The 16,880-nt window shown below is 54.9% G+C and carries 24 protein-coding genes and 1 riboswitch; of the genes, 5 read left to right on the plus strand and 19 right to left on the minus strand.

What is annotated here, in order from left to right; translation table 11 throughout:
* Positions 1-2: 2 nt before the first annotated feature.
* From KOSB73_RS00150 to KOSB73_RS00235, 18 genes are all read right to left on the minus strand, one after another.
* A complete protein-coding gene (locus KOSB73_RS00150; RefSeq protein ID WP_064365544.1) occupies positions 3-290 on the minus strand; it encodes a VpaChn25_0724 family phage protein in 288 nt (95 codons plus the stop codon).
* Positions 291-299: 9 nt separating this feature from the next.
* The gene (locus KOSB73_RS00155; protein WP_023301738.1) at positions 300-602 is read right to left on the minus strand and encodes a DUF2730 domain-containing protein; all 303 of its coding nucleotides are present in this window, start codon (positions 600-602) and stop codon (positions 300-302) included.
* A complete protein-coding gene (locus KOSB73_RS00160; protein WP_023301739.1) occupies positions 583-813 on the minus strand; it encodes a TraR/DksA family transcriptional regulator in 231 nt (76 codons plus the stop codon). Before KOSB73_RS00160 ends, KOSB73_RS00155 begins: the two co-directional genes overlap by 20 nt.
* Positions 810-1,415: a hypothetical protein gene (locus KOSB73_RS00165; protein ID WP_064365545.1), complete on the minus strand. Its 606-nt coding sequence runs from the start codon at positions 1,413-1,415 to the stop codon at positions 810-812. Before KOSB73_RS00165 ends, KOSB73_RS00160 begins: the two co-directional genes overlap by 4 nt.
* Positions 1,403-1,810 carry a hypothetical protein gene (locus KOSB73_RS00170; RefSeq protein ID WP_004114560.1) on the minus strand — a complete coding sequence of 136 codons (408 nt, stop codon included), beginning with the start codon at positions 1,808-1,810 and terminating at the stop codon, positions 1,403-1,405. Before KOSB73_RS00170 ends, KOSB73_RS00165 begins: the two co-directional genes overlap by 13 nt.
* The gene (locus tag KOSB73_RS31055; protein WP_004114558.1) at positions 1,803-2,021 is read right to left on the minus strand and encodes a hypothetical protein; all 219 of its coding nucleotides are present in this window, start codon (positions 2,019-2,021) and stop codon (positions 1,803-1,805) included. Before KOSB73_RS31055 ends, KOSB73_RS00170 begins: the two co-directional genes overlap by 8 nt.
* 2 nt (positions 2,022-2,023) lie before the next feature.
* Positions 2,024-2,602: a glycoside hydrolase family 108 protein gene (locus tag KOSB73_RS00180; RefSeq protein ID WP_064355297.1), complete on the minus strand. Its 579-nt coding sequence runs from the start codon at positions 2,600-2,602 to the stop codon at positions 2,024-2,026.
* Positions 2,603-2,705: 103 nt separating this feature from the next.
* The gene (locus tag KOSB73_RS00185) at positions 2,706-3,029 is read right to left on the minus strand and encodes a hypothetical protein (protein ID WP_004114554.1); all 324 of its coding nucleotides are present in this window, start codon (positions 3,027-3,029) and stop codon (positions 2,706-2,708) included.
* A gap of 5 nt (positions 3,030-3,034) precedes the next feature.
* Positions 3,035-3,433: a Mor transcription activator family protein gene (locus KOSB73_RS00190; protein ID WP_004114552.1), complete on the minus strand. Its 399-nt coding sequence runs from the start codon at positions 3,431-3,433 to the stop codon at positions 3,035-3,037.
* Complete coding sequence (locus KOSB73_RS00195; RefSeq protein ID WP_064365546.1) at positions 3,430-3,984, minus strand: gp16 family protein; 555 nt, start codon at positions 3,982-3,984, stop codon at positions 3,430-3,432. The genes KOSB73_RS00190 and KOSB73_RS00195 overlap by 4 nt, the downstream gene beginning before the upstream one ends.
* A gap of 117 nt (positions 3,985-4,101) precedes the next feature.
* Entirely contained in the window at positions 4,102-4,407 is a 306-nt protein-coding gene (locus KOSB73_RS00200) for a hypothetical protein (RefSeq protein WP_049128789.1), read from the minus strand.
* The gene (locus tag KOSB73_RS00205) at positions 4,400-4,897 is read right to left on the minus strand and encodes a nucleoside triphosphate pyrophosphohydrolase family protein (protein ID WP_064365547.1); all 498 of its coding nucleotides are present in this window, start codon (positions 4,895-4,897) and stop codon (positions 4,400-4,402) included. The genes KOSB73_RS00200 and KOSB73_RS00205 overlap by 8 nt, the downstream gene beginning before the upstream one ends.
* A gap of 80 nt (positions 4,898-4,977) precedes the next feature.
* On the minus strand, positions 4,978-5,595 hold the full coding sequence (locus KOSB73_RS00210) for a DUF3164 family protein (protein WP_049128787.1): 618 nt from the start codon (positions 5,593-5,595) through the stop codon (positions 4,978-4,980).
* Between the two features lie 15 nt (positions 5,596-5,610).
* On the minus strand, positions 5,611-5,898 hold the full coding sequence (locus KOSB73_RS00215; RefSeq protein WP_004114541.1) for a helix-turn-helix domain-containing protein: 288 nt from the start codon (positions 5,896-5,898) through the stop codon (positions 5,611-5,613).
* Positions 5,899-5,900: 2 nt separating this feature from the next.
* On the minus strand, positions 5,901-6,140 hold the full coding sequence (locus KOSB73_RS00220; RefSeq protein WP_049123491.1) for a hypothetical protein: 240 nt from the start codon (positions 6,138-6,140) through the stop codon (positions 5,901-5,903).
* Positions 6,141-6,144: 4 nt separating this feature from the next.
* Positions 6,145-7,092: an AAA family ATPase gene (locus tag KOSB73_RS00225; protein ID WP_049123489.1), complete on the minus strand. Its 948-nt coding sequence runs from the start codon at positions 7,090-7,092 to the stop codon at positions 6,145-6,147.
* Between the two features lie 36 nt (positions 7,093-7,128).
* Positions 7,129-9,222, minus strand: a complete 2,094-nt coding sequence (locus KOSB73_RS00230; protein WP_064365548.1) for a Mu transposase C-terminal domain-containing protein — start codon at positions 9,220-9,222, stop codon at positions 7,129-7,131.
* Positions 9,223-9,224: 2 nt separating this feature from the next.
* Positions 9,225-9,449, minus strand: coding sequence for a helix-turn-helix domain-containing protein (locus KOSB73_RS00235; RefSeq protein ID WP_049090873.1), 225 nt, complete (start codon positions 9,447-9,449; stop codon positions 9,225-9,227).
* Positions 9,450-9,630: 181 nt separating this feature from the next.
* Here KOSB73_RS00235 and KOSB73_RS00240 point away from each other — a divergent pair, with 181 nt between their 5' ends.
* The 3 genes from KOSB73_RS00240 (at position 9,631) to KOSB73_RS00250 (ending at position 13,134) form a co-directional block, all read left to right on the plus strand.
* Positions 9,631-10,194, plus strand: coding sequence for a transcriptional regulator (locus tag KOSB73_RS00240; protein ID WP_064365549.1), 564 nt, complete (start codon positions 9,631-9,633; stop codon positions 10,192-10,194).
* A gap of 615 nt (positions 10,195-10,809) precedes the next feature.
* On the plus strand, positions 10,810-12,288 hold the full coding sequence (locus tag KOSB73_RS00245) for a SulP family inorganic anion transporter (RefSeq protein ID WP_001549885.1): 1,479 nt from the start codon (positions 10,810-10,812) through the stop codon (positions 12,286-12,288).
* Positions 12,289-12,306: 18 nt separating this feature from the next.
* On the plus strand, positions 12,307-13,134 hold the full coding sequence (locus KOSB73_RS00250; protein WP_004118529.1) for a universal stress protein: 828 nt from the start codon (positions 12,307-12,309) through the stop codon (positions 13,132-13,134).
* 71 nt (positions 13,135-13,205) lie between these two features.
* Here KOSB73_RS00250 and KOSB73_RS00255 read toward each other — a convergent pair whose 3' ends face one another.
* Positions 13,206-14,402 (minus strand): MFS transporter, encoded by a 1,197-nt coding sequence (locus KOSB73_RS00255; protein ID WP_001549953.1) that lies wholly within the window; start codon positions 14,400-14,402, stop codon positions 13,206-13,208.
* Between the two features lie 380 nt (positions 14,403-14,782).
* Positions 14,783-14,853: riboswitch (Fluoride riboswitch) on the plus strand.
* Between the two features lie 77 nt (positions 14,854-14,930).
* Between KOSB73_RS00255 and crcB the strand changes: the two genes are divergently transcribed.
* Entirely contained in the window at positions 14,931-15,305 is a 375-nt protein-coding gene (gene crcB, locus KOSB73_RS00260; RefSeq protein ID WP_004118534.1) for a fluoride efflux transporter CrcB, read from the plus strand.
* A gap of 274 nt (positions 15,306-15,579) precedes the next feature.
* The gene (nhaA, locus tag KOSB73_RS00265; RefSeq protein WP_011977829.1) at positions 15,580-16,728 is read left to right on the plus strand and encodes a Na+/H+ antiporter NhaA; all 1,149 of its coding nucleotides are present in this window, start codon (positions 15,580-15,582) and stop codon (positions 16,726-16,728) included.
* Positions 16,729-16,880: the final 152 nt, after the last annotated feature.

The following is a 16,880-nucleotide window of genomic DNA, read 5'->3' on the forward strand; positions in this document are numbered from 1 at the left end:
CATTATCCCCTCGCTCGGGGCTTTTTCACCCCCGGAACCGTAGCCAGACCGCTGGCGACGTCATCACCGCGACCGGTGATTTCAGCCACATAACAGCCGGAAACATCCGTCAGACTGACCAGACCCTGCTCACGCAGCCACGCCAGATGCGTGCGCACGGTATCGCGGGAAACGCGATGGCCATAAGTCTGCAGGCACGTCTGCAGAATCGACTCGTTGGCGCTGTCACCGCATTCGATAAGGGATCGCAGAATAACCAGGCGCTGGTCCTGGTCGAGAATGTCACGCATAGTCACCTCTTATTTTTCCTTCAGCTCGTTTTCCAGAAGCAGATCGCTGACGTGTTTCACCTGGCGAATCGCCGGGCCCAGTTCGCGCAAATCGCCCCGCAGGTTGCTCATCTCCAGCTGCAGCTGGTGAAGGTCTTTCTGGCTGGGTAGCCCCGCGATGGTGTTTTCAATGCCCTGCAGACGGGTACGCAACAAATCCAGCTCCTCACGTTTGACGTAGGTTTTGGCCAGCAGGAGCTGGATGACATTCACGGCGGACATAAATAGCGCCCAGATGATCGCCCAGTTACCCTTAATGATTTCCCAGCCCATGCTTCCCCTTATGTTCTCTGATGGCCTGACAGGTGAAGCAGGTCGCTGCGTACGGCAGCGCCCGGAGTCGCTTCGCCGGAATCGCCGCGCCGCAGTCGTTACAGAACCCGTACTCATCCGGTAGCTCTTTAACACGCTTTAAATGCTGGTTTAAGAGCCGTTCCCGTTCTTCCATTTCAAGGTCGCTGGCGCGATCAAATGCTTTAGTCATTTACCCACCATGACCTTGTGTTTGCTGGATTTGCTGTACCGGGCGAAACCGTCCAGCGTCCTGAAACCCAGATAACCCAGCGCCGGGGTCGCCAGCATCAGCGCGATATCCCAGTCTGGTTCGGGCATGGTAAACGCATGGCCGAAAGCACCGGCCACCGCGCCAGCCTGCTGACCCAGAGACATGATCATCACGTAGGCAATGCTGCTGTAGAGGGATAAGCGGGCCATCAGCGGGCGGGTCTGACGGACATATTCGTCCGTGGCGTTGTCGCCGTTGCGGATGGTTTCCTGCTGTTCATGTTGCGCGGCCTGCTGGTCGGCCATCTGCGCCTTGTCCCGCTCCAGCTGGAACTGCTGCAGCTGTACCTTGAGGGTTTCCAGCTGTACCAGCTGTTCGGGGGGCAACTGTGCCAGCTTCTGCTCCAGAACACGCTGCTGGTCGGCTGGATTGATGGCACCGTTGACGGTCTCGACAATACTGGCCACCGAGTCTGCGGCTCTGGCGGTATCGCTGCCGAACCAGCCACCGACAGTGCGGACCAGAGAGGGGCCCGCCTTGAGCAACACGGAGGCCACGGTGGAAAGGGTTATCGGATCCATTTGAGGGGCTCCTTATGTGAAGCCCATAACCAGAGAAGGAAGGCAGTCAGTCCAGCCAGCGGATTAAACAGCAGGATCCACGGGTCTTTTGCATTCGCGGGAGCGACGGCCAGCAACAGGAAACCAGCTCCCCAGATTATCCAGGACAACATACCTGACCACCGGCGAGCAGAATTACCCGGCTGCAGCAGACGGTAAGGCAGATTGCCGAGCCATACGCTCGCCCCAATTAACAGCACACCGGCGAAAGTGAGCCACCAGACAATAAACGCCTGACGGCCAGTGAAGCTGCAGAACAGCAGCGACAATCCCACCAGGATCACCACCGTCCAGCCGGACTGAAATACCCGGAGCAATGCCAGCTTCAGCCAGTCGGTATTCAACGATTTAAACATGATGTTTTTCCTTGTATCGCTGGCACTGCCAGACGATGTCTCTTGTATCGACGGAGTCCCAGCCTTTGCGGTAGTAGCTGGCATGAGTACCGTCACAGCCTGTGTAGTCCTGTGGAACGGGCGGAGGGCCACCGGCTACCATGTGAAGTACCTCCTGACGGAGGCGGTCCCGCCGCCCCGCGCGTAACGATGAATCCCAGCCCTTACCCATGCTCAGCTCCGGGGAACCGAGACCTGACCACCGACGACCTCCTGACAGGCGTTCGCCAGCTCATCAAGACGGTTAAACCAGCCATTGAGGTATTTACCCTGCGAAGAATTGGCTTTGATGATCTCGGCGTAATAGCGGGAACGGCGCAGAAAACAGCGGGTCAGCAGCCATTCGGCATCAGCGCCGATTACTGCTTTGGTGGTTTTGGGGCCGACAATGCCATCAGCGGTGACGCCCACTGCATCCTGCAGGAGCTGGATCGCTTTTTTAGCGCCATGTTGCACGGAGGAATCAAAGACAAAGAGTGAGATACCGTCTGGCCAGTCAGTGCAATAAGCCGGATACCAGTAATCGCGGAAATAAATCTGTCCGGCCTGTTCTTCGGTCAGGTCCTTAATTCGAGTATCTGGTTTACCGTCACCATCCACGTCGGTTTTGCCATCGGCAAGACCATCGCGCCTGTCGGAAATGCCGTATTTGGTTTCGCCGCCTTTGTCGGTCGGGTCATTAACATAACCACCTTCGCGGGCGAGAACGAAAGCGAGCGCGTGAGAAAATGCGGGGGTAAATGATGTTGTCATGCCTGCACCTTTTACAAGGAAGAAGGTAAATGTGGGTTCCTTCTCATTTTGTGGCAGGCATAAAAAAAGCCGGATTAACCGGCTTCCTTTAAGTTTGATTGGACTAGATAAATAGAAAATCTTTGAATGAGTAAATCATCACCGCAGATACAATCAAAAAAACAATTATAAAGCCAGTGCTTTTATCCGTTTGTACAGGGTATTCCTTAGCAATAGAAAGCAGTGTTTTTCTCCTGTATAAATAGATAAAGAATGGAAAAATAAATAAAGAACTAGCACCCCAAACGATAGGAGACAAACCGCTTCTGTAGCCTTTGTTAACTCCATCTTTAACAGTATGCATTCCAATATGATTGTTTGCTGCATCAAAAAACACCCAGAAGCAACATACAATAATCACTAAATTTATAAAAATACCACCAATCATTTTTATCACTCCATGTCCAGCGAATACTGACGTTTACTTAGTTCCAGCCTGCGCATACGCCTGATAGCTTTATACACTGTTTTGTAGGTGACCTGGTAGCGTTCGACCAGTTCTGGAATGTTATTCCCCTTGAAATCTCGCCAGATGCGCATATCCCTGATGAGTTGTTCCAGCACCTGACCGCGAGGAAAATAAATCTGCATCCCACCGATTTTACTGCTGATGGCTGCGACCAGTTCAATGGAGTGGCGCGGGTCATAGCCAAAGCGCTCAAGCTCCTTACGCAATAAAGCGTTCAGTTCGGCCAATAACGACGGAAAGCGGGAGCTTTCCATCTCACCGTCGATGTGATCCAGAATGCTGTCGTCCTGCACATCACCAAAGAGATCGTCATTCATACTCATTTTTTCCACCTTCTGGCTGCGTCAGCGTAAGCGCTGCAGATTGTGTCATAGTCCCGGCTTTCTTCGCCGGTGACCGGATTTTCAGGGAGACGGAGGCGGTGTGCTAACATAGCCTCTCTCATCGCCCGAATGTGCCATTGCTTCAGGCTCTCAAGGAAATTCGCTTCGGCATCACCGCGCAACCATTCCAGGCTGGAGACACCAGCGCCGCCATTACGGATACGTGTCTGGCGCTGGACAAAACGGTCGAGCGCAACATCGCTACCGTCCCGGATAAAACCCTCTTTAAACATCGTTTTCCATATTGCGCGGATTTTCAGGCTCACATCTGACGGGGCAGACATGCGGCGCTTAGAGCGGCGCTGAGGTTTGCTTTTGAACCCCTTAGCCTCCAGCGCCTGAATAACATTCTGCAGCTCGATGATGGTCATCTCGCGACAGCTCGACTTGCCGGGAACTACCGCCCCCAGCAGGGAGCGGTAAGTGTCATCGTCAAGCGCCAGCTGATTTTTGGCGATATGGATAATCTGGATTGCGTTTGAGCGAGTCATTGGTTACCGCCTGTAGTTGATGAGGACCATAAAACCGATAAACGCGCAAATCACAGCAGTAGCCCCTCCGGCGATGACAACCACCCAGAACAGAAATGTGCCGATTGTTGCAATCACTTAAATCACCTCCACCTTTCCACCATTACCGGTTACACGATAAATCTGCGGGGGTAATCCAATATGCTTCCGGTTACTGCCAATAAGTGCAGACCAGACCTGAATATCATTGAGTCTGGATGCAACCCATACAGCACGATTACGCAATCCCTTGCGGCGGAGAACCCGACGCTTATGGGCATTAAACACCTGCGCCCAACGGTCTTCCGATAAATTACCTGCCGCGCTGAATGCGCGTCTGTGCGTGGCAACGCGCTGCTCTCTCCAGCACTGATTCAGCATTTCGAGGGTGGTTGCTTTAGCCATGAGATTTATCCTCCGTCCGCATACGTTCGGCATACTGCTGCTCGCGCATCATCTTCTGAGCCGCCTGCATCAGCAGACTGATGGCCGTACGGGCGCGGGCGGCGGCATAACGATTGCTGGTTTTGGTGTCGCGATAGAGGGTTTCTGCCAGCCCCATCTGCTCTGTCGCTTCCTCCAGCAGCCCCAGAACGGACGGACCAAAGGGGCTGACTGGTTGCGACTCAACACCAACAACCTGAGCCAGACGCGCCATCTTGCGATTTTTTTCATTGTCTATCATGGGGCCCACCCCGTTATGACGCAGTTGCTCAATCATGATCTCGACATCCGCCGCTTCTTCAGCCACTTTGCTGATGTCGGTTTTGTGGTTAAGAAAACGCGAACAGGCAGCAGATAATTCGCTGGCTTCTTCAGAAAGAACCAGCACCTGAGATTCAAATCCCCATTTGGCGAAAGCAGCCTCAAAAATACCTTTTTTTTTCGGATTCATAATATGTCCCTACTGATTTTTGGCGTGAGCAACCCCACGGCGCTAACGCCGGAAATTAAATAAAATCAATTAACGAATATTCAGAGCTTGGCTAAATCCAGCGATATCTGCTTATAAGTGCCATCATCCTGACGCTCATATAAACGCAGGTACTGACTGGTTCCCGTCACCTGAATCGCGTCCGCGACGGCGTCCATCGCTTCATTCCATTTGGCATCGTCAATATTCAGTGAGCGGAGACCCAGAACCTGATTGATATCAATCCGGCCCTGTTTATTGACACGGAAGGCATGATCGACCATTGCCATAATCTTTTCATTAGCTCCGGCAGACCATTCATGAATGCAGTCATCAATCAGCTTTTTCGCTGCCTGAATGCGCTCATCAAAGATGCGATGCTCTCCTACGGCGCGAACCAACTTATAACGGCCATCAAAGCTGGCCAGTGTGACATTGCCTTTGGCACCGCCATACTCCACGCCGTACTCCGCTGCTGAAAGGTCAACAAAATCATCGACTTTTGCCATAGAGCCCAGCTTGAACTCGACCAGCGACTGGCGCTGCAGACGGGCCGCTTCAACGACGCCGATAACCAGCTCATCGCGCAGCTTATCCAGTGGTTTAATCTGTGATTCAGGAACTAAATGCCCCTGAGCGTTAATCCGGTAACCTTCCGGAATGGTATTTAAAGTATTCATCAAAGCCTCACTGAATTAATAGCATTCTGAAAAAACAATATTCGAAACAACCCGACGACTTAATTCCATCTTTTCGGCAATAACCGGAATGGTCAGACCCTCTTTATAAAGCTCGCGGCAAAGATAAGCATCATGCGCGTCTGCTGGTTGAACAAGAACCGACAGGCCCCAGCGGTTAGCCTGAGACTGAATAGCCTGACGGGTGCGGTTAAGCCTGTCGGCAATCTGCTGTGACGTCAGCTTTCCGGCATTTTCACGAACGAACTGAATTTCCTGCTTAGTCCACATACGGCGCTTTTCCATACTTACCTCCAGATAACATGACAGCCTTCAAGGGTGGCCATCCACACGGAACGGGTCCCGGTGGGGCAGCGTTCAATCAGATGATTAGCCCTGTTCACCAGTTCAGTCGGCGGACAGGTGATTTCCAGACACGGGCGGCGCATCCACACCCGCATCTCCATAACACGACTACCGCGCGCCTGCAGCCATGCCTGCGCAGCGGTGGCCATACCAACATGTTCAGCAATACGTTCAGTAATCATGGTGTTAACCCCTCAGTAACGTTGAAACATCAACATCCAGATCCAGATCACGCAGTGCCTTGCGAATGTAGCTTTCGCTGACAGCTTCACCCGCGCCGTGAGCCGTCATCGCCGCCAGCCGCAGGGAGTGGCTAAGGATACGCAGTGCGCCGGGCTTCTGTGCGATCTGCTGGAGCAAATCACGCTCTTTTTCACCGGTGATATGCCAGGCATCCGCAATCGCGGCCACATCGGCCTTTTTGGTTTTGTTAATAGCGACACGTTTGGCGATACGGGAGAACAGACGGGCGAACTCAACGGTACGGTTACCGCCGGTCATGTTGCTGTATACGCGGTGGTTACCCATCAGCACCAGTCCGACGCGGGTAGCTTCCTGCAACAGACGCAGCTCTTCGAGCGTTTCAGCACCCAGATGGTCGGCTTCATCAATGATGACAAGGCCCTGAGTGCCATCAAGACGGCGGCGCAGTGCGCGGGCCAGCGGCCCCTTACGGCGAGGCGCATCATTCATCCCGAGTTCATATGCCAGCTCGGTCAGGCACTCCAGCACACTGGCACATGAAGGGGTGATCGTTATCATCCAGACGTTATCGTTACTGCGACGATATTCGCGGGCGGCTTCTGACTTGCCGACACCGGGGTTACCGCAGACCACGCCGATGCACTCCGTCAGGTGCGCATAGCGGAAGGCTGTCCAGATTTGTTTAACGGTTGGCGTCTCAATAAAGCGCGGCGGCTCCGGCAGTTCGGCAGCAGAATGCTGTTTATTGACCCAGCGCTGCAGGGCTTTCTCGACGCGGTCGTTATCACCGGCATATTTGTTGTTCATGAAGCCACTGACCACACCGGTTGATAAGCCGGTTTCACGGGCAACCTGAGCAAAAGTAAAACGGTTACCATCGACAAGGTTGCGCAGAACCTCGCGAATATCGGAAATATTCACCTCAGACATAATTCACTCCATTATTTGAAGGGTAATTAAATGGTTTTAAATCGCGTTTTTACGCTTATTTGATTCCAGAATATCCAGCGAGTTATTCAGATATTCATCCTCGCTGTATTCCGCATCCTCCACTTCCGCCAGCGCCACCGGTGTCGTACCGCGAGTGGGGCGATAGACGTTGCCATGCAGCCATTCCTGCTCTGCCGGAGCTGGCAGGGTGTGGACGTTCTCAGCCTCGGCCAGACGGACTTTCTCCTCGCCACGCTGGCGCATCCCTTTGATGCGTTGCTGGCGTTGGTGATATTCAGCAGTGACCGGGAATGCCTGCTGTTTATTACCATCCCAGACAGCCTCACAAATAAAGGAACCATCAAGACGACGAATTACAACCTTTGTTGCGTCGTGAATATCGTAATTAACCAGCACTTTATTACCGTGCTCGTTATTCAGCTCAGCGGAGTAATACAGGTTATTGAATAAACGGACCTCACAGCGGTTGACGGTACGCTCTATCTGCGGCATGAACATCTCGCGCAGCTCCAGCTCCGACAGCCACTCGATTTCTGTCCCTTCTTTCTCCAGCTTATAGCGGCGGAACTGCGCCGGAGTGAAGTGCTCACCATCACCACGAAGCGGCAGAGACTCATGCGGGCGGTTGTTGTACCACTCCACACCGGCCTCAATGTGCTCAATGAGTGATTCCCATGAGGGCAGATCGCGCAGGGTCTGCTGCTGTTTTGCCGTCAGCTCTTTCCCTTTATTCGCTGCATTCGTCGCCGACTGCAGCGCTTTTGTCATGCGGCGAACGGTGCTGCGGTCTGCGCCAGTGCCGTAGTAGGTGGCGAACTGGCGCGAAATACGCATGGCCAGAGAACGGTTGAGACGTTCGATAATACCTCGCCCCTGCGGGTTTTCAGGGATTCCCAGCCGGTGATCGATGCCGAGGCGGGGCAGAATACCGGTCAGCTCCGCATCAAAGGTATTATTGGTCTCACCACCACCGTTATCGGAGTAGTACAGGAAGGGCTTGCCATGGTTTTTAATGCCGTGGCGCAGGGCATCGGCAACGGCTATCACACTTTCAGACAGCGCCAGACTCCAGCCGACAATATAACGGCAGCTACCATCCAGGATAAACGTCACCTCCGGCGAGAACGGGTTGCCGTGGTCAGGATGGGCGACTTTCATCTTCATACCGTGGCCGTCACCAATCCAGACGTAATTAACCGGAAGTGACTCCCAGTCACGGCGGACAAAGCCCTCATACTGGCGGAACTCACTGCCGGTGATCCGGCCTTTCTGTTTAACCACTACCGGTAATTTATTCATGGCATAACACACCTGATCGTAAGAAGGGATTGCTGCGGCCATCAGGGCATCATCCTGATAACGCTCAGCCCATTCAGCAGCAAAATCATCGTATGCCTCCTGAATACCGCGCCCGTCAGGCCGACGATAAAAGCTCAGGAACTCTGGCAACCATCTGATTTCTTCCGGCTTAACAACCTGACGTTTGCCCGGTGCAAGCAAAAGAAGACGTTCAGCTGCGGAGCGGGTCTTATTAAAATCCGCCACCCAGCGCTTGAGTGATATTTCACTCAGCGACCGTGACGCTCCTTTTTTGGCGTTCGCCATTGAGACGGCAGCGGCCAGCCGCTCAGGTAGTTCACCACTCTGAGCCTGACGCACGATCTCGCGAATAGCTTTTGCCCGGCTGTATCCCGGCAGTTCACCGAGGCGCAGCACTTCAACGACCAGCGCCATACGCGCGTCAGCAGTCTGGCGCTGTGCTGCTGTCAGACCGTTCAGCTTCTGCTCCATCAGCGCCGGGCATTTGCGGTACACCGCGATTTTGCTTTCCTCGGCACCTTTGACGCGTGGCGCAGTCGATGCGGTAACAGGGGCGACAGGCAGCTCTTTCGGTGAACCGTTCATCAGTTCTTTTATCTGGCGAGCACGTAGCGCTTTCTGAGCAGAGTCAGGAAGGCAGTCAATGTGATATTCGAAAGCCTTTGTACCCTGACGTTTGCGCACAAGAGTTGGCGCGTCGGCTGTCCGCTTGTTCATCATTCCGCGAATCCCCTGCTGAGTGCCGGGCAAACCGGGAAGGCCAACTAATTCATTCACAGTGACAAACATGATCACAAATCCTTGTTGTATCGGCTTGGCCAGATTGAAGAGGGTTCCAGATTGAGAGCACTCGCAATAATGCGCTCACCTTTAGGATATGAACGAGCCAGCGCATTTTTCAGCGTGTCGGGGCTTAGCCCGGCACTGGTGGAAAGGCTGCGCATTGTCACGCCGCGCTTGTGAAGCTCGGCGACAATGTCAATGCGATGCCAGTCACGCACTTCATTTCTTTCCATAGTTCGTTTACTCTTAAAAGTTATCCGTCGGAGTAATCCGCCGGGGTTATCCGTAGGAATAGTATTGATCCAAATAAGCATCACGTAAAGCAAATATGAATCTTTCTTTTGTATTTATGCGATTTAGTGAGCCTAATTTGAATCATCTCTTTTATAATCAATGCGTTAAACGGGAAAGAAAATGACTACTGGAAAAGCAAATGAAATTGCTTTTGATGAAGGCAGAAAAGAAAGCTTTATCAAGAGACTGAAATCGCTAGTAGGAAACCGCAGCGTCAGGGCTGCAGCTAAGGATTGGGGGTTATCTTTCTCTACACTTAATAACTATCTATCTAGAGGGACTGAACCCTCTTTTTCAGCTATGCAAGCAATCGCATCAAAAGAGCAGGTAACACTGGACTGGCTGGCCTTTGGTGTTGATTCCAATTTGAGTCAAACAAGGGCTAATGAAGAGGCTCGGAACGTGTATATCGACCCAATCAAAAGCACTTGGAACATGATTTTTGATACTCTGGGACCTGAAGAACAGAAAGAAGTCCTCGATTATTGTTTGAAAGAAGGTGCGCGAAGCATGGTGGGGCTTATTGCCTCAATAGCAGAAGCAGACAGAACACTGATGGGTCTGAGTCTAGATGAGAAAGAGCGCTTACTGAGGCTTAATGAGCAACTGAAAAAAGGGTCATCTGAGAGCGATCAAGGCATAGCCAAAACAGACCTTCCTGAAACAACCAAAAAGGCCGGTTAAAGTTTGCTGTCGGTAAAACCGGCTTGTTATTTTGAAGTGTGATAGAATTGGTTTTGAACACCGCCTTTTGACCAATGAAGGCTTTTAAGCAACAGTATCAAAAGTTTTGCCGATCGGCTCAATTTCTCTTTGACTGGTATCAAATACCCAAACAGGGTGAAGCCAGTAATCCCGCGGATTCCCGTTAAATTCCTTCTCTTCCCGGTAATATCAAATGATTTCCCTCTTAACATGAGCATGCAGAAGGACTTTCCGTCCGGATGCGCCTGACCGGCATTCCATGAACAGCGTTTTTGCCCTGCGCGTTGACCCCGTTAACAATTCGTGTAGAGTAAAAAGCGCTTTTTGCCGTGGTTCATCTGCCCGGCGGGCATTTGTGGCCGGTACTGAACGTCTGTTCATCCGGTCTTTCTGATTACCCGCGCTGCTCTGTCAGCCGTGAAGGAGTGATAAACACCACCATGCGTCTTACGCCACCCTGAGTCGTACCCCTCCTCTGTCGCACTGAATAAACTTCGGCGCGCACTCAAAAACATCCCGTCTGCGGATGTGCTTTTTCGTACGTAAAATTTTTGCCCTCACGGGCTGACCGTAATCAAAAACTGAGAAATGACTATGCTGCTGTCCTCGACGCGTAAGGACTGGCTGGGTAACGTCCGTGGTGACGTCCTTGCCGGTATTGTGGTCGCGCTCGCGCTTATTCCCGAAGCGATCGCCTTTTCCATCATCGCCGGAGTCGACCCGCAGGTCGGGCTCTACTCTGCGTTCTGTATTCCCCTGGTTATGGCCTTCCTCGGCGGCCGTCCGGCAATGATATCGTCCGCCACCGGTGCGATGGCGCTGCTGCTGATCACGCTTGTAAAAGACCACGGCCTGCAGTATCTGCTGGCGGCCTCGGCGCTGACCGGCGTACTGCAGCTGGCGGCCGGCTACCTGAAGCTGGGCAGCCTGATGCGCTACGTCTCCCGCTCGGTGGTCACCGGTTTCGTGAACGCGCTGGCCATCCTGATATTTATGGCGCAGCTGCCGGAGCTGACCAACGTCACCTGGCACGTTTATGCCCTGACCGCTGCGGGCCTGGGCATCATTTATCTCTTCCCGTATCTGAACAAAACCATTCCCTCGCCGCTGGTCTGCATCATCGTGCTGACCGCCATTTCCATGTGGCTGCACCTGGACGTGCGCACCGTGGGTGACATGGGCAAACTGCCGGACAGCCTGCCGGTGTTTCTGATCCCGGATATCCCGCTTAACCTCGACACGCTGATGATTATTCTGCCGTACTCGGCAGGACTTGCCGTGGTGGGGCTGCTGGAGTCGATGATGACCGCCACCATCGTGGACGACATGACCGACACGCCGAGCGATAAAAACCGCGAGTGCAAGGCGCAGGGCGTGGCCAACATCTGCACCTCCTTTATCGGCGGCATGGCGGGCTGCGCGATGATTGGCCAGTCGGTGATCAACGTCAAATCGGGCGGGCGCGGGCGGCTTTCCACGCTCACCGCCGGCGTGGTGCTGCTGCTGATGGTGGTGTTCCTGCGCGACTGGGTGTCCCGGATACCCATGGCGGCTCTGGTGGCGGTGATGATCATGGTCTCCATCGGCACCTTCTCCTGGCGCTCCATCAGCAACCTGCGCAGCCATCCGCTGTCAACCAGCGTGGTGATGCTGGCCACCGTGGTGGTGGTGGTGGCGACCGATAACCTGGCGTTTGGCGTGCTCACCGGCGTGCTGATTGCCTCGCTGAACTTCGCCACCAAGGTCGCCCGCTTTATGGCGGTCTCCTCTGAGCTGAAGGACGACACCCGCACCTATACCGTAGCCGGCCAGGTATTCTTTGCCTCATCCGATCGCTTTATGAGCCACTTCGACTTCCGTGAAGCGGTGGAGCGCGTGGTGATTGACGTAACGCACGCCCACTTCTGGGATATCACCTCCGTGAGCGCGCTGGACCGGGTGGTTATCAAGTTCCGTCGCGAAGGCACGGAAGTGGAGATCAAGGGTATGAATGACGCGACCCGCACCCTCGTTGACCGCTTCGGAGTGCATGACAAGCCTGAAGAAGTGGAAAAGCTGATGGGTGGCCATTAATTTACTGGAGAAAGCATCATGAATAACACCGTTATTGCCTGCGTTGACGGCTCGCCGTCAACCCGGCCGGTCTGTGAGTATGCTGCCTGGGCAGCCGGTAAACTTGGCGCGCCGCTGGCGCTGCTGCACGTGCTCGAAAAGAGTGAGACTCCCGCCGTGTCTGACCTGACCGGGAGCATTGGTATTGACAGCCGGGAGCAGCTGACCGAAGCGCTGGTCCGCGTCGAGGGTGAGCGCAGCCGGCTGCTGATGGCGCAGGGCAAGGCCGTGCTGGCCGGCTGTGCGGAGCTCCTGAAGCAGACCGGACAGCCGGACGCACAGCTGCTGCAAAAGCACGGCGCACTGGACGAAATCCTGGCGGAGCTGGGCGAAGTCCGGCTGATGGTGCTGGGGCGCCGCGGGACGCAGAATCAGGTAGGCAGCCATCTGGAAAGCGTCATTCGCCTGCAGAAAAACCCGGTGCTGATTGTGCCGGAGACGTTTACGCCGCCGGCGCGGGTGATGTTTGCGTACGACGGCAGCAGTGAGAGCCGTAAAAACCTGACGCGCCTGACGGTCAGCCCGCTGCTGCACGGCCTGAGCTGTCATATCGTGATGGTCAACGGTGACATGTCAGCCCTGCAGGATGCGCAGGCTGTTCTTCAGGAAGCCGGTATCACGACCGAGACACGCCTGCTGGAAGACGAGTCCGTAACCGGGGCGCTGTGCCGCTACGCGGACGCCCATGATATCGACCTCACGGTAATGGGGGCCTGCGGGCACTCCCGGTTACGGCGATTCTTTATTGGCAGCCACACCACGGAAATGCTGTCTGAAAGCCGTCAGCCCCTGCTGATGCTGCGATGAAACAGGCGGGCCTGATATCAGGCCCGCCTTCACAGGGGAAAGAGGATGACGGGTATGAAGGTAAAGGCGCGTTATTGCGGCGCATCCGTCCTGATACCGGTGGCCAGCAGGCTGGCGCCAAGAATGTAGACCAGGCAGAACAGGGCCTGAAGATGCAGGGTGACATGGTTATCTATCAGCACGCCCATGATTACCGGGGATGCCCCGCTGGCAATCACCGTCCCTGCCTCAACCGCCGAGCGCACCCTGGCCAGCTGCGCCGGACCAAACAGCTGTACCCAGAGCGCGGTGGCAAGCGTTGAGGCAATGGCCGACGATACGCCGGTCATAATCAGGTAAAAAGGCGTCACCCACTGACCGTTGCTGAGCCATAGCGCCAGCATGGCCAGGGCCTGTGGCATCAGAAACCACGGCAGCAGCCTGCGTGGTGAGAGCCGGTCAATCAGCGGGCCAAACGACAGCAGCGATACCGCCTGGGTAATGGCATAGGCAATAAACCATACCGCCACCCACGACAGCTCCCAGCCTTTCTCCTGTGCCAGCCTCGCCTGGTGGAAGAAGAAGCCGGTGGTGATAAAGGGGGAGGCCAGCACGACAGGCAGCGCCAGCAGCAGGTTGCGGTTTCGCCATACCGGCGCCTCTTTTTCTTTCTCCTCACCCCGCTTTCTGAACGTACGCAGCGGCTTCTCTTTCCCGCGGGGCAAAAACATCAGCGCGACCCCCACGCCGGCAACAAGCATTCCGGCATTGATGCCCCAGGCAGCGCGCCATCCCGTCAGCGCGCTTATCTGCACCGCAATCACAGGAAAAACGGCCTGCGCCAGCGAGAGCCCCAGCGCGATGGCGCCGAGCGCCTTGCCTGCATCAAGGGGGAACTGGCGCGCCGTTGCGGTCAGCGCAGTATGCACCATCAGTCCCTGGCCGCCGAGGCGCAGAAAGTAAAACCCGATGCACAGCATCCACGCCGCCTGTGCGCCGGAAACCAGCAGGCAGGCCGTGAGCAGCAAAAGGGTGACCGCCAGCGTGAAGCGGCGGGTCGTGGTGTAGTCAATCAGCCGTCCGGCCCAGGTCAGCGTGATGGCGCTCATCACCGTTCCGATTGCGTACAGGCCGCCCAGTCCGCCGTCGGTGAGCCCAAAGGCCTCACGAAAATCCTGCCCGTAAAGTGAGACAAAATAGGTCTGTCCAAAGCTGGACATGGCCATCAGCATCGCACCGAACGTAAGGTGAGAGGCGTGATGAAACATAAACCGAAAAAGCTGACGCATGAATATCCCTGAAGGCGGGCTGCAGCCCGCCGATTAATCACGACGTGTCCGTACCGGCTGCTGCGGACACGGCGCCTGCGTCCCTGAAGCAGGTACACGCGGGTTCACCGTGAAAGGTGGCAGTCCCGTAACGGATATGAGAGAACGGTACCCGGCGCGGACTGGCTGTCGCGGCAGGCTCTCTGATAAAGGACGGGCGAAGAGAAACTCAGGGTGGCGTAATGTGCATGACTCACAGTCAGATATAAAATGCTGCCGAAACGATAATTTTTAATGCTCTTCAGGTCAAGCCTGAAAACGGGCTCCTCATGCCCGCCGCAGGGGGAGTCGCACAAAAACAGTGGATAGCCGCTTGATTAACGCCCGTGACCGGGCCAGAATTGCGGCGAGGTGATGGCGTTCCACCTTACCCAACCGCTTCCCCTGAGAAGCTGATGACGCCTGATATTACTCCCCTTTAACCGGGAGTATGTCAGGCCGCCCCGTATCATCAGCCTGCATACTCCCTCTGACACAGAGGTAAACCCCGTGAAATCTTATCTGGCCATTATCATTGGTGGATCCGCTGGCTGCCTGATCCGCTGGCTGCTTGGCGCACGCCTGAACAGCCTGTTTCCTGACCTGCCACCGGGCACGCTGGTAGTGAACCTTGCGGGCGGATTTATCATTGGTGCGTCGCTGGCCTGGTTCATGCGCCATCCTGACCTGGATCCGGCCTGGCGATTACTTGTTATCACCGGGCTGTGCGGTGGGCTGACCACGTTTTCCACGTTTTCCCTGGAAATATTCTCACAGCTGCAGTCCGGTAATTATTTCTGGGCGTTTACTTCACTGCTGGTACACGTAACCGGCTCCATTCTGATGACTGCCCTGGGTTTTTTTGTCGTCACATGGCTGCTGTGAGCGTGTGGCTGATGACGGATAAAAATGCCCCTGCCTGCGGCAGCTTTACAGGGCTTTACCTCTTCCGCCTGAAGCGGGCCGGACGTTATGATAAAATTAACGTCACGCTAATTCGTTAATTTATCAGCAATTAATTATCGTATTTTTTATATCTTCAGCGTAGCTCAGCCGGCTTATCCTCTGATAACCAGCGGTTGTATATCAGGGGAAGGCCTGTTTTTTTTGAATAAAGGGAGGGAGTGTGTCAGAAATCCCAGACAGAAATAAAAAGAGGATGTCAGAAGTGCCATCTGCATTTTTCAGCTCGCCCGCAGCCGGCGGCATCGTGCTCATCATCGCCTCAGCAGCCGCTATCATCGTGGCTAACTCTCCGCTCAGGGAGGGATATGAGGTATTCCTGAAATACAACGCCGCCGGCCTCTCCGTTGAGCACTGGATAAACGACGCCCTGATGGCCGTGTTCTTCATGATGGTCGGCCTGGAAATCAAGCGCGAGCTTCTCACCGGTCAGCTTGCCACCTGGGGCCAGCGCGCGCTGCCGGGATTTGCCGCGCTGGGCGGGATGGCCGTGCCTGCGGCCATTTACGTATGGTTTAATGCGGGCAGCGATGAAACCCTCGCTGGCTGGGCAATTCCTGCCGCCACGGACATTGCCTTTGCGCTCGGGGTACTGGCACTGCTGGGCAGTCGCGTACCTGCCTCGCTGAAAATTTTCCTGTCGGCGCTGGCTATTCTGGACGACATGGGCGCAGTGGCTATTATTGCGCTCTTCTATACCAGTAATATTTCGTTTCTGATGCTGGCCGGTGCGGCGGTCACGGTTGCTCTGCTGTTTATCATGAACCGTGCCGGGATTACCCGGCTGTTTCCCTATCTGCTGGCGGGGGGCGTGCTGTGGTTTTTCATGCTTCAGTCCGGGGTGCACGCCACCATCGCGGGTATCCTGCTGGCGCTCTTTATCCCGCTGCGGGTAACCGATCCGGATAAACAATCCCCTCTTGCCCGGCTGGAGCACGGCATCAATCCGTGGGTGACGTTTCTGATACTGCCGCTGTTTGGCTTCGCAAATGCGGGGGTCGCGCTCTCCGGTATGACGGCTGATGACCTGATGTCGCCGGTACCGGTCGGCGTTGCGCTGGGCCTGTTTGTTGGCAAGCAGGCGGGCATTTTCGGCCTGTCGCTGCTGGCCGTCAGCCTGGGCCTGGCAAAACGGCCTGAAAAAAGTACCTGGCTGCAGGTTTACGGCGTATCGGTCCTGTGCGGAATAGGGTTTACCATGAGCCTGTTTATCGGCAACCTGGCGTTTGCAGAAAGCCCCCTGTTGGTGGACGAGGTCAAGGTGGGGGTACTTGCCGGCTCTGTACTGGCAGCACTGGCGGGTATGCTGATACTGCGCTTTTCTCCTTCGCATCCTTCCCGGTAACGCATTCGGGTCCGGAAAATCCCCGTGATGACGGGGATTTTTATTTCCCTGCAAACTTATTAATCAACAGGGCCACCTTCATTACCGTCGGCATTTATTCAGGTGCTTATCATCACACTGGTGCCCGCATTTATAGTTTGCCGAAAAAATTC

The organism is Klebsiella grimontii (genome assembly GCF_900200035.1).
Lineage (GTDB): Bacteria > Pseudomonadota > Gammaproteobacteria > Enterobacterales > Enterobacteriaceae > Klebsiella > Klebsiella grimontii.

Excerpts from the sequence above, each read along its gene's own strand:
- KOSB73_RS00150 (WP_064365544.1), bottom strand. The coding sequence starts at position 290 with ATGCGTGACATTCTCGACCAGGACCAGCGCCTGGTTATTCTGCGATCC.
- KOSB73_RS00155 (WP_023301738.1), bottom strand. The coding sequence starts at position 602 with ATGGGCTGGGAAATCATTAAGGGTAACTGGGCGATCATCTGGGCGCTA.
- KOSB73_RS00160 (WP_023301739.1), bottom strand. The coding sequence starts at position 813 with ATGACTAAAGCATTTGATCGCGCCAGCGACCTTGAAATGGAAGAACGG.
- KOSB73_RS00165 (WP_064365545.1), bottom strand. The coding sequence starts at position 1,415 with ATGGATCCGATAACCCTTTCCACCGTGGCCTCCGTGTTGCTCAAGGCG.
- KOSB73_RS00170 (WP_004114560.1), bottom strand. The coding sequence starts at position 1,810 with ATGTTTAAATCGTTGAATACCGACTGGCTGAAGCTGGCATTGCTCCGG.
- KOSB73_RS31055 (WP_004114558.1), bottom strand. The coding sequence starts at position 2,021 with ATGGGTAAGGGCTGGGATTCATCGTTACGCGCGGGGCGGCGGGACCGC.
- KOSB73_RS00180 (WP_064355297.1), bottom strand. The coding sequence starts at position 2,602 with ATGACAACATCATTTACCCCCGCATTTTCTCACGCGCTCGCTTTCGTT.
- KOSB73_RS00185 (WP_004114554.1), bottom strand. The coding sequence starts at position 3,029 with ATGATTGGTGGTATTTTTATAAATTTAGTGATTATTGTATGTTGCTTC.
- KOSB73_RS00190 (WP_004114552.1), bottom strand. The coding sequence starts at position 3,433 with ATGAGTATGAATGACGATCTCTTTGGTGATGTGCAGGACGACAGCATT.
- KOSB73_RS00195 (WP_064365546.1), bottom strand. The coding sequence starts at position 3,984 with ATGACTCGCTCAAACGCAATCCAGATTATCCATATCGCCAAAAATCAG.
- KOSB73_RS00200 (WP_049128789.1), bottom strand. The coding sequence starts at position 4,407 with ATGGCTAAAGCAACCACCCTCGAAATGCTGAATCAGTGCTGGAGAGAG.
- KOSB73_RS00205 (WP_064365547.1), bottom strand. The coding sequence starts at position 4,897 with ATGAATCCGAAAAAAAAAGGTATTTTTGAGGCTGCTTTCGCCAAATGG.
- KOSB73_RS00210 (WP_049128787.1), bottom strand. The coding sequence starts at position 5,595 with ATGAATACTTTAAATACCATTCCGGAAGGTTACCGGATTAACGCTCAG.
- KOSB73_RS00215 (WP_004114541.1), bottom strand. The coding sequence starts at position 5,898 with ATGGAAAAGCGCCGTATGTGGACTAAGCAGGAAATTCAGTTCGTTCGT.
- KOSB73_RS00220 (WP_049123491.1), bottom strand. The coding sequence starts at position 6,140 with ATGATTACTGAACGTATTGCTGAACATGTTGGTATGGCCACCGCTGCG.
- KOSB73_RS00225 (WP_049123489.1), bottom strand. The coding sequence starts at position 7,092 with ATGTCTGAGGTGAATATTTCCGATATTCGCGAGGTTCTGCGCAACCTT.
- KOSB73_RS00230 (WP_064365548.1), bottom strand. The coding sequence starts at position 9,222 with ATGTTTGTCACTGTGAATGAATTAGTTGGCCTTCCCGGTTTGCCCGGC.
- KOSB73_RS00235 (WP_049090873.1), bottom strand. The coding sequence starts at position 9,449 with ATGGAAAGAAATGAAGTGCGTGACTGGCATCGCATTGACATTGTCGCC.
- KOSB73_RS00240 (WP_064365549.1), top strand. The coding sequence starts at position 9,631 with ATGACTACTGGAAAAGCAAATGAAATTGCTTTTGATGAAGGCAGAAAA.
- KOSB73_RS00245 (WP_001549885.1), top strand. The coding sequence starts at position 10,810 with ATGCTGCTGTCCTCGACGCGTAAGGACTGGCTGGGTAACGTCCGTGGT.
- KOSB73_RS00250 (WP_004118529.1), top strand. The coding sequence starts at position 12,307 with ATGAATAACACCGTTATTGCCTGCGTTGACGGCTCGCCGTCAACCCGG.
- KOSB73_RS00255 (WP_001549953.1), bottom strand. The coding sequence starts at position 14,402 with ATGCGTCAGCTTTTTCGGTTTATGTTTCATCACGCCTCTCACCTTACG.
- nhaA (WP_011977829.1), top strand. The coding sequence starts at position 15,580 with ATGTCAGAAGTGCCATCTGCATTTTTCAGCTCGCCCGCAGCCGGCGGC.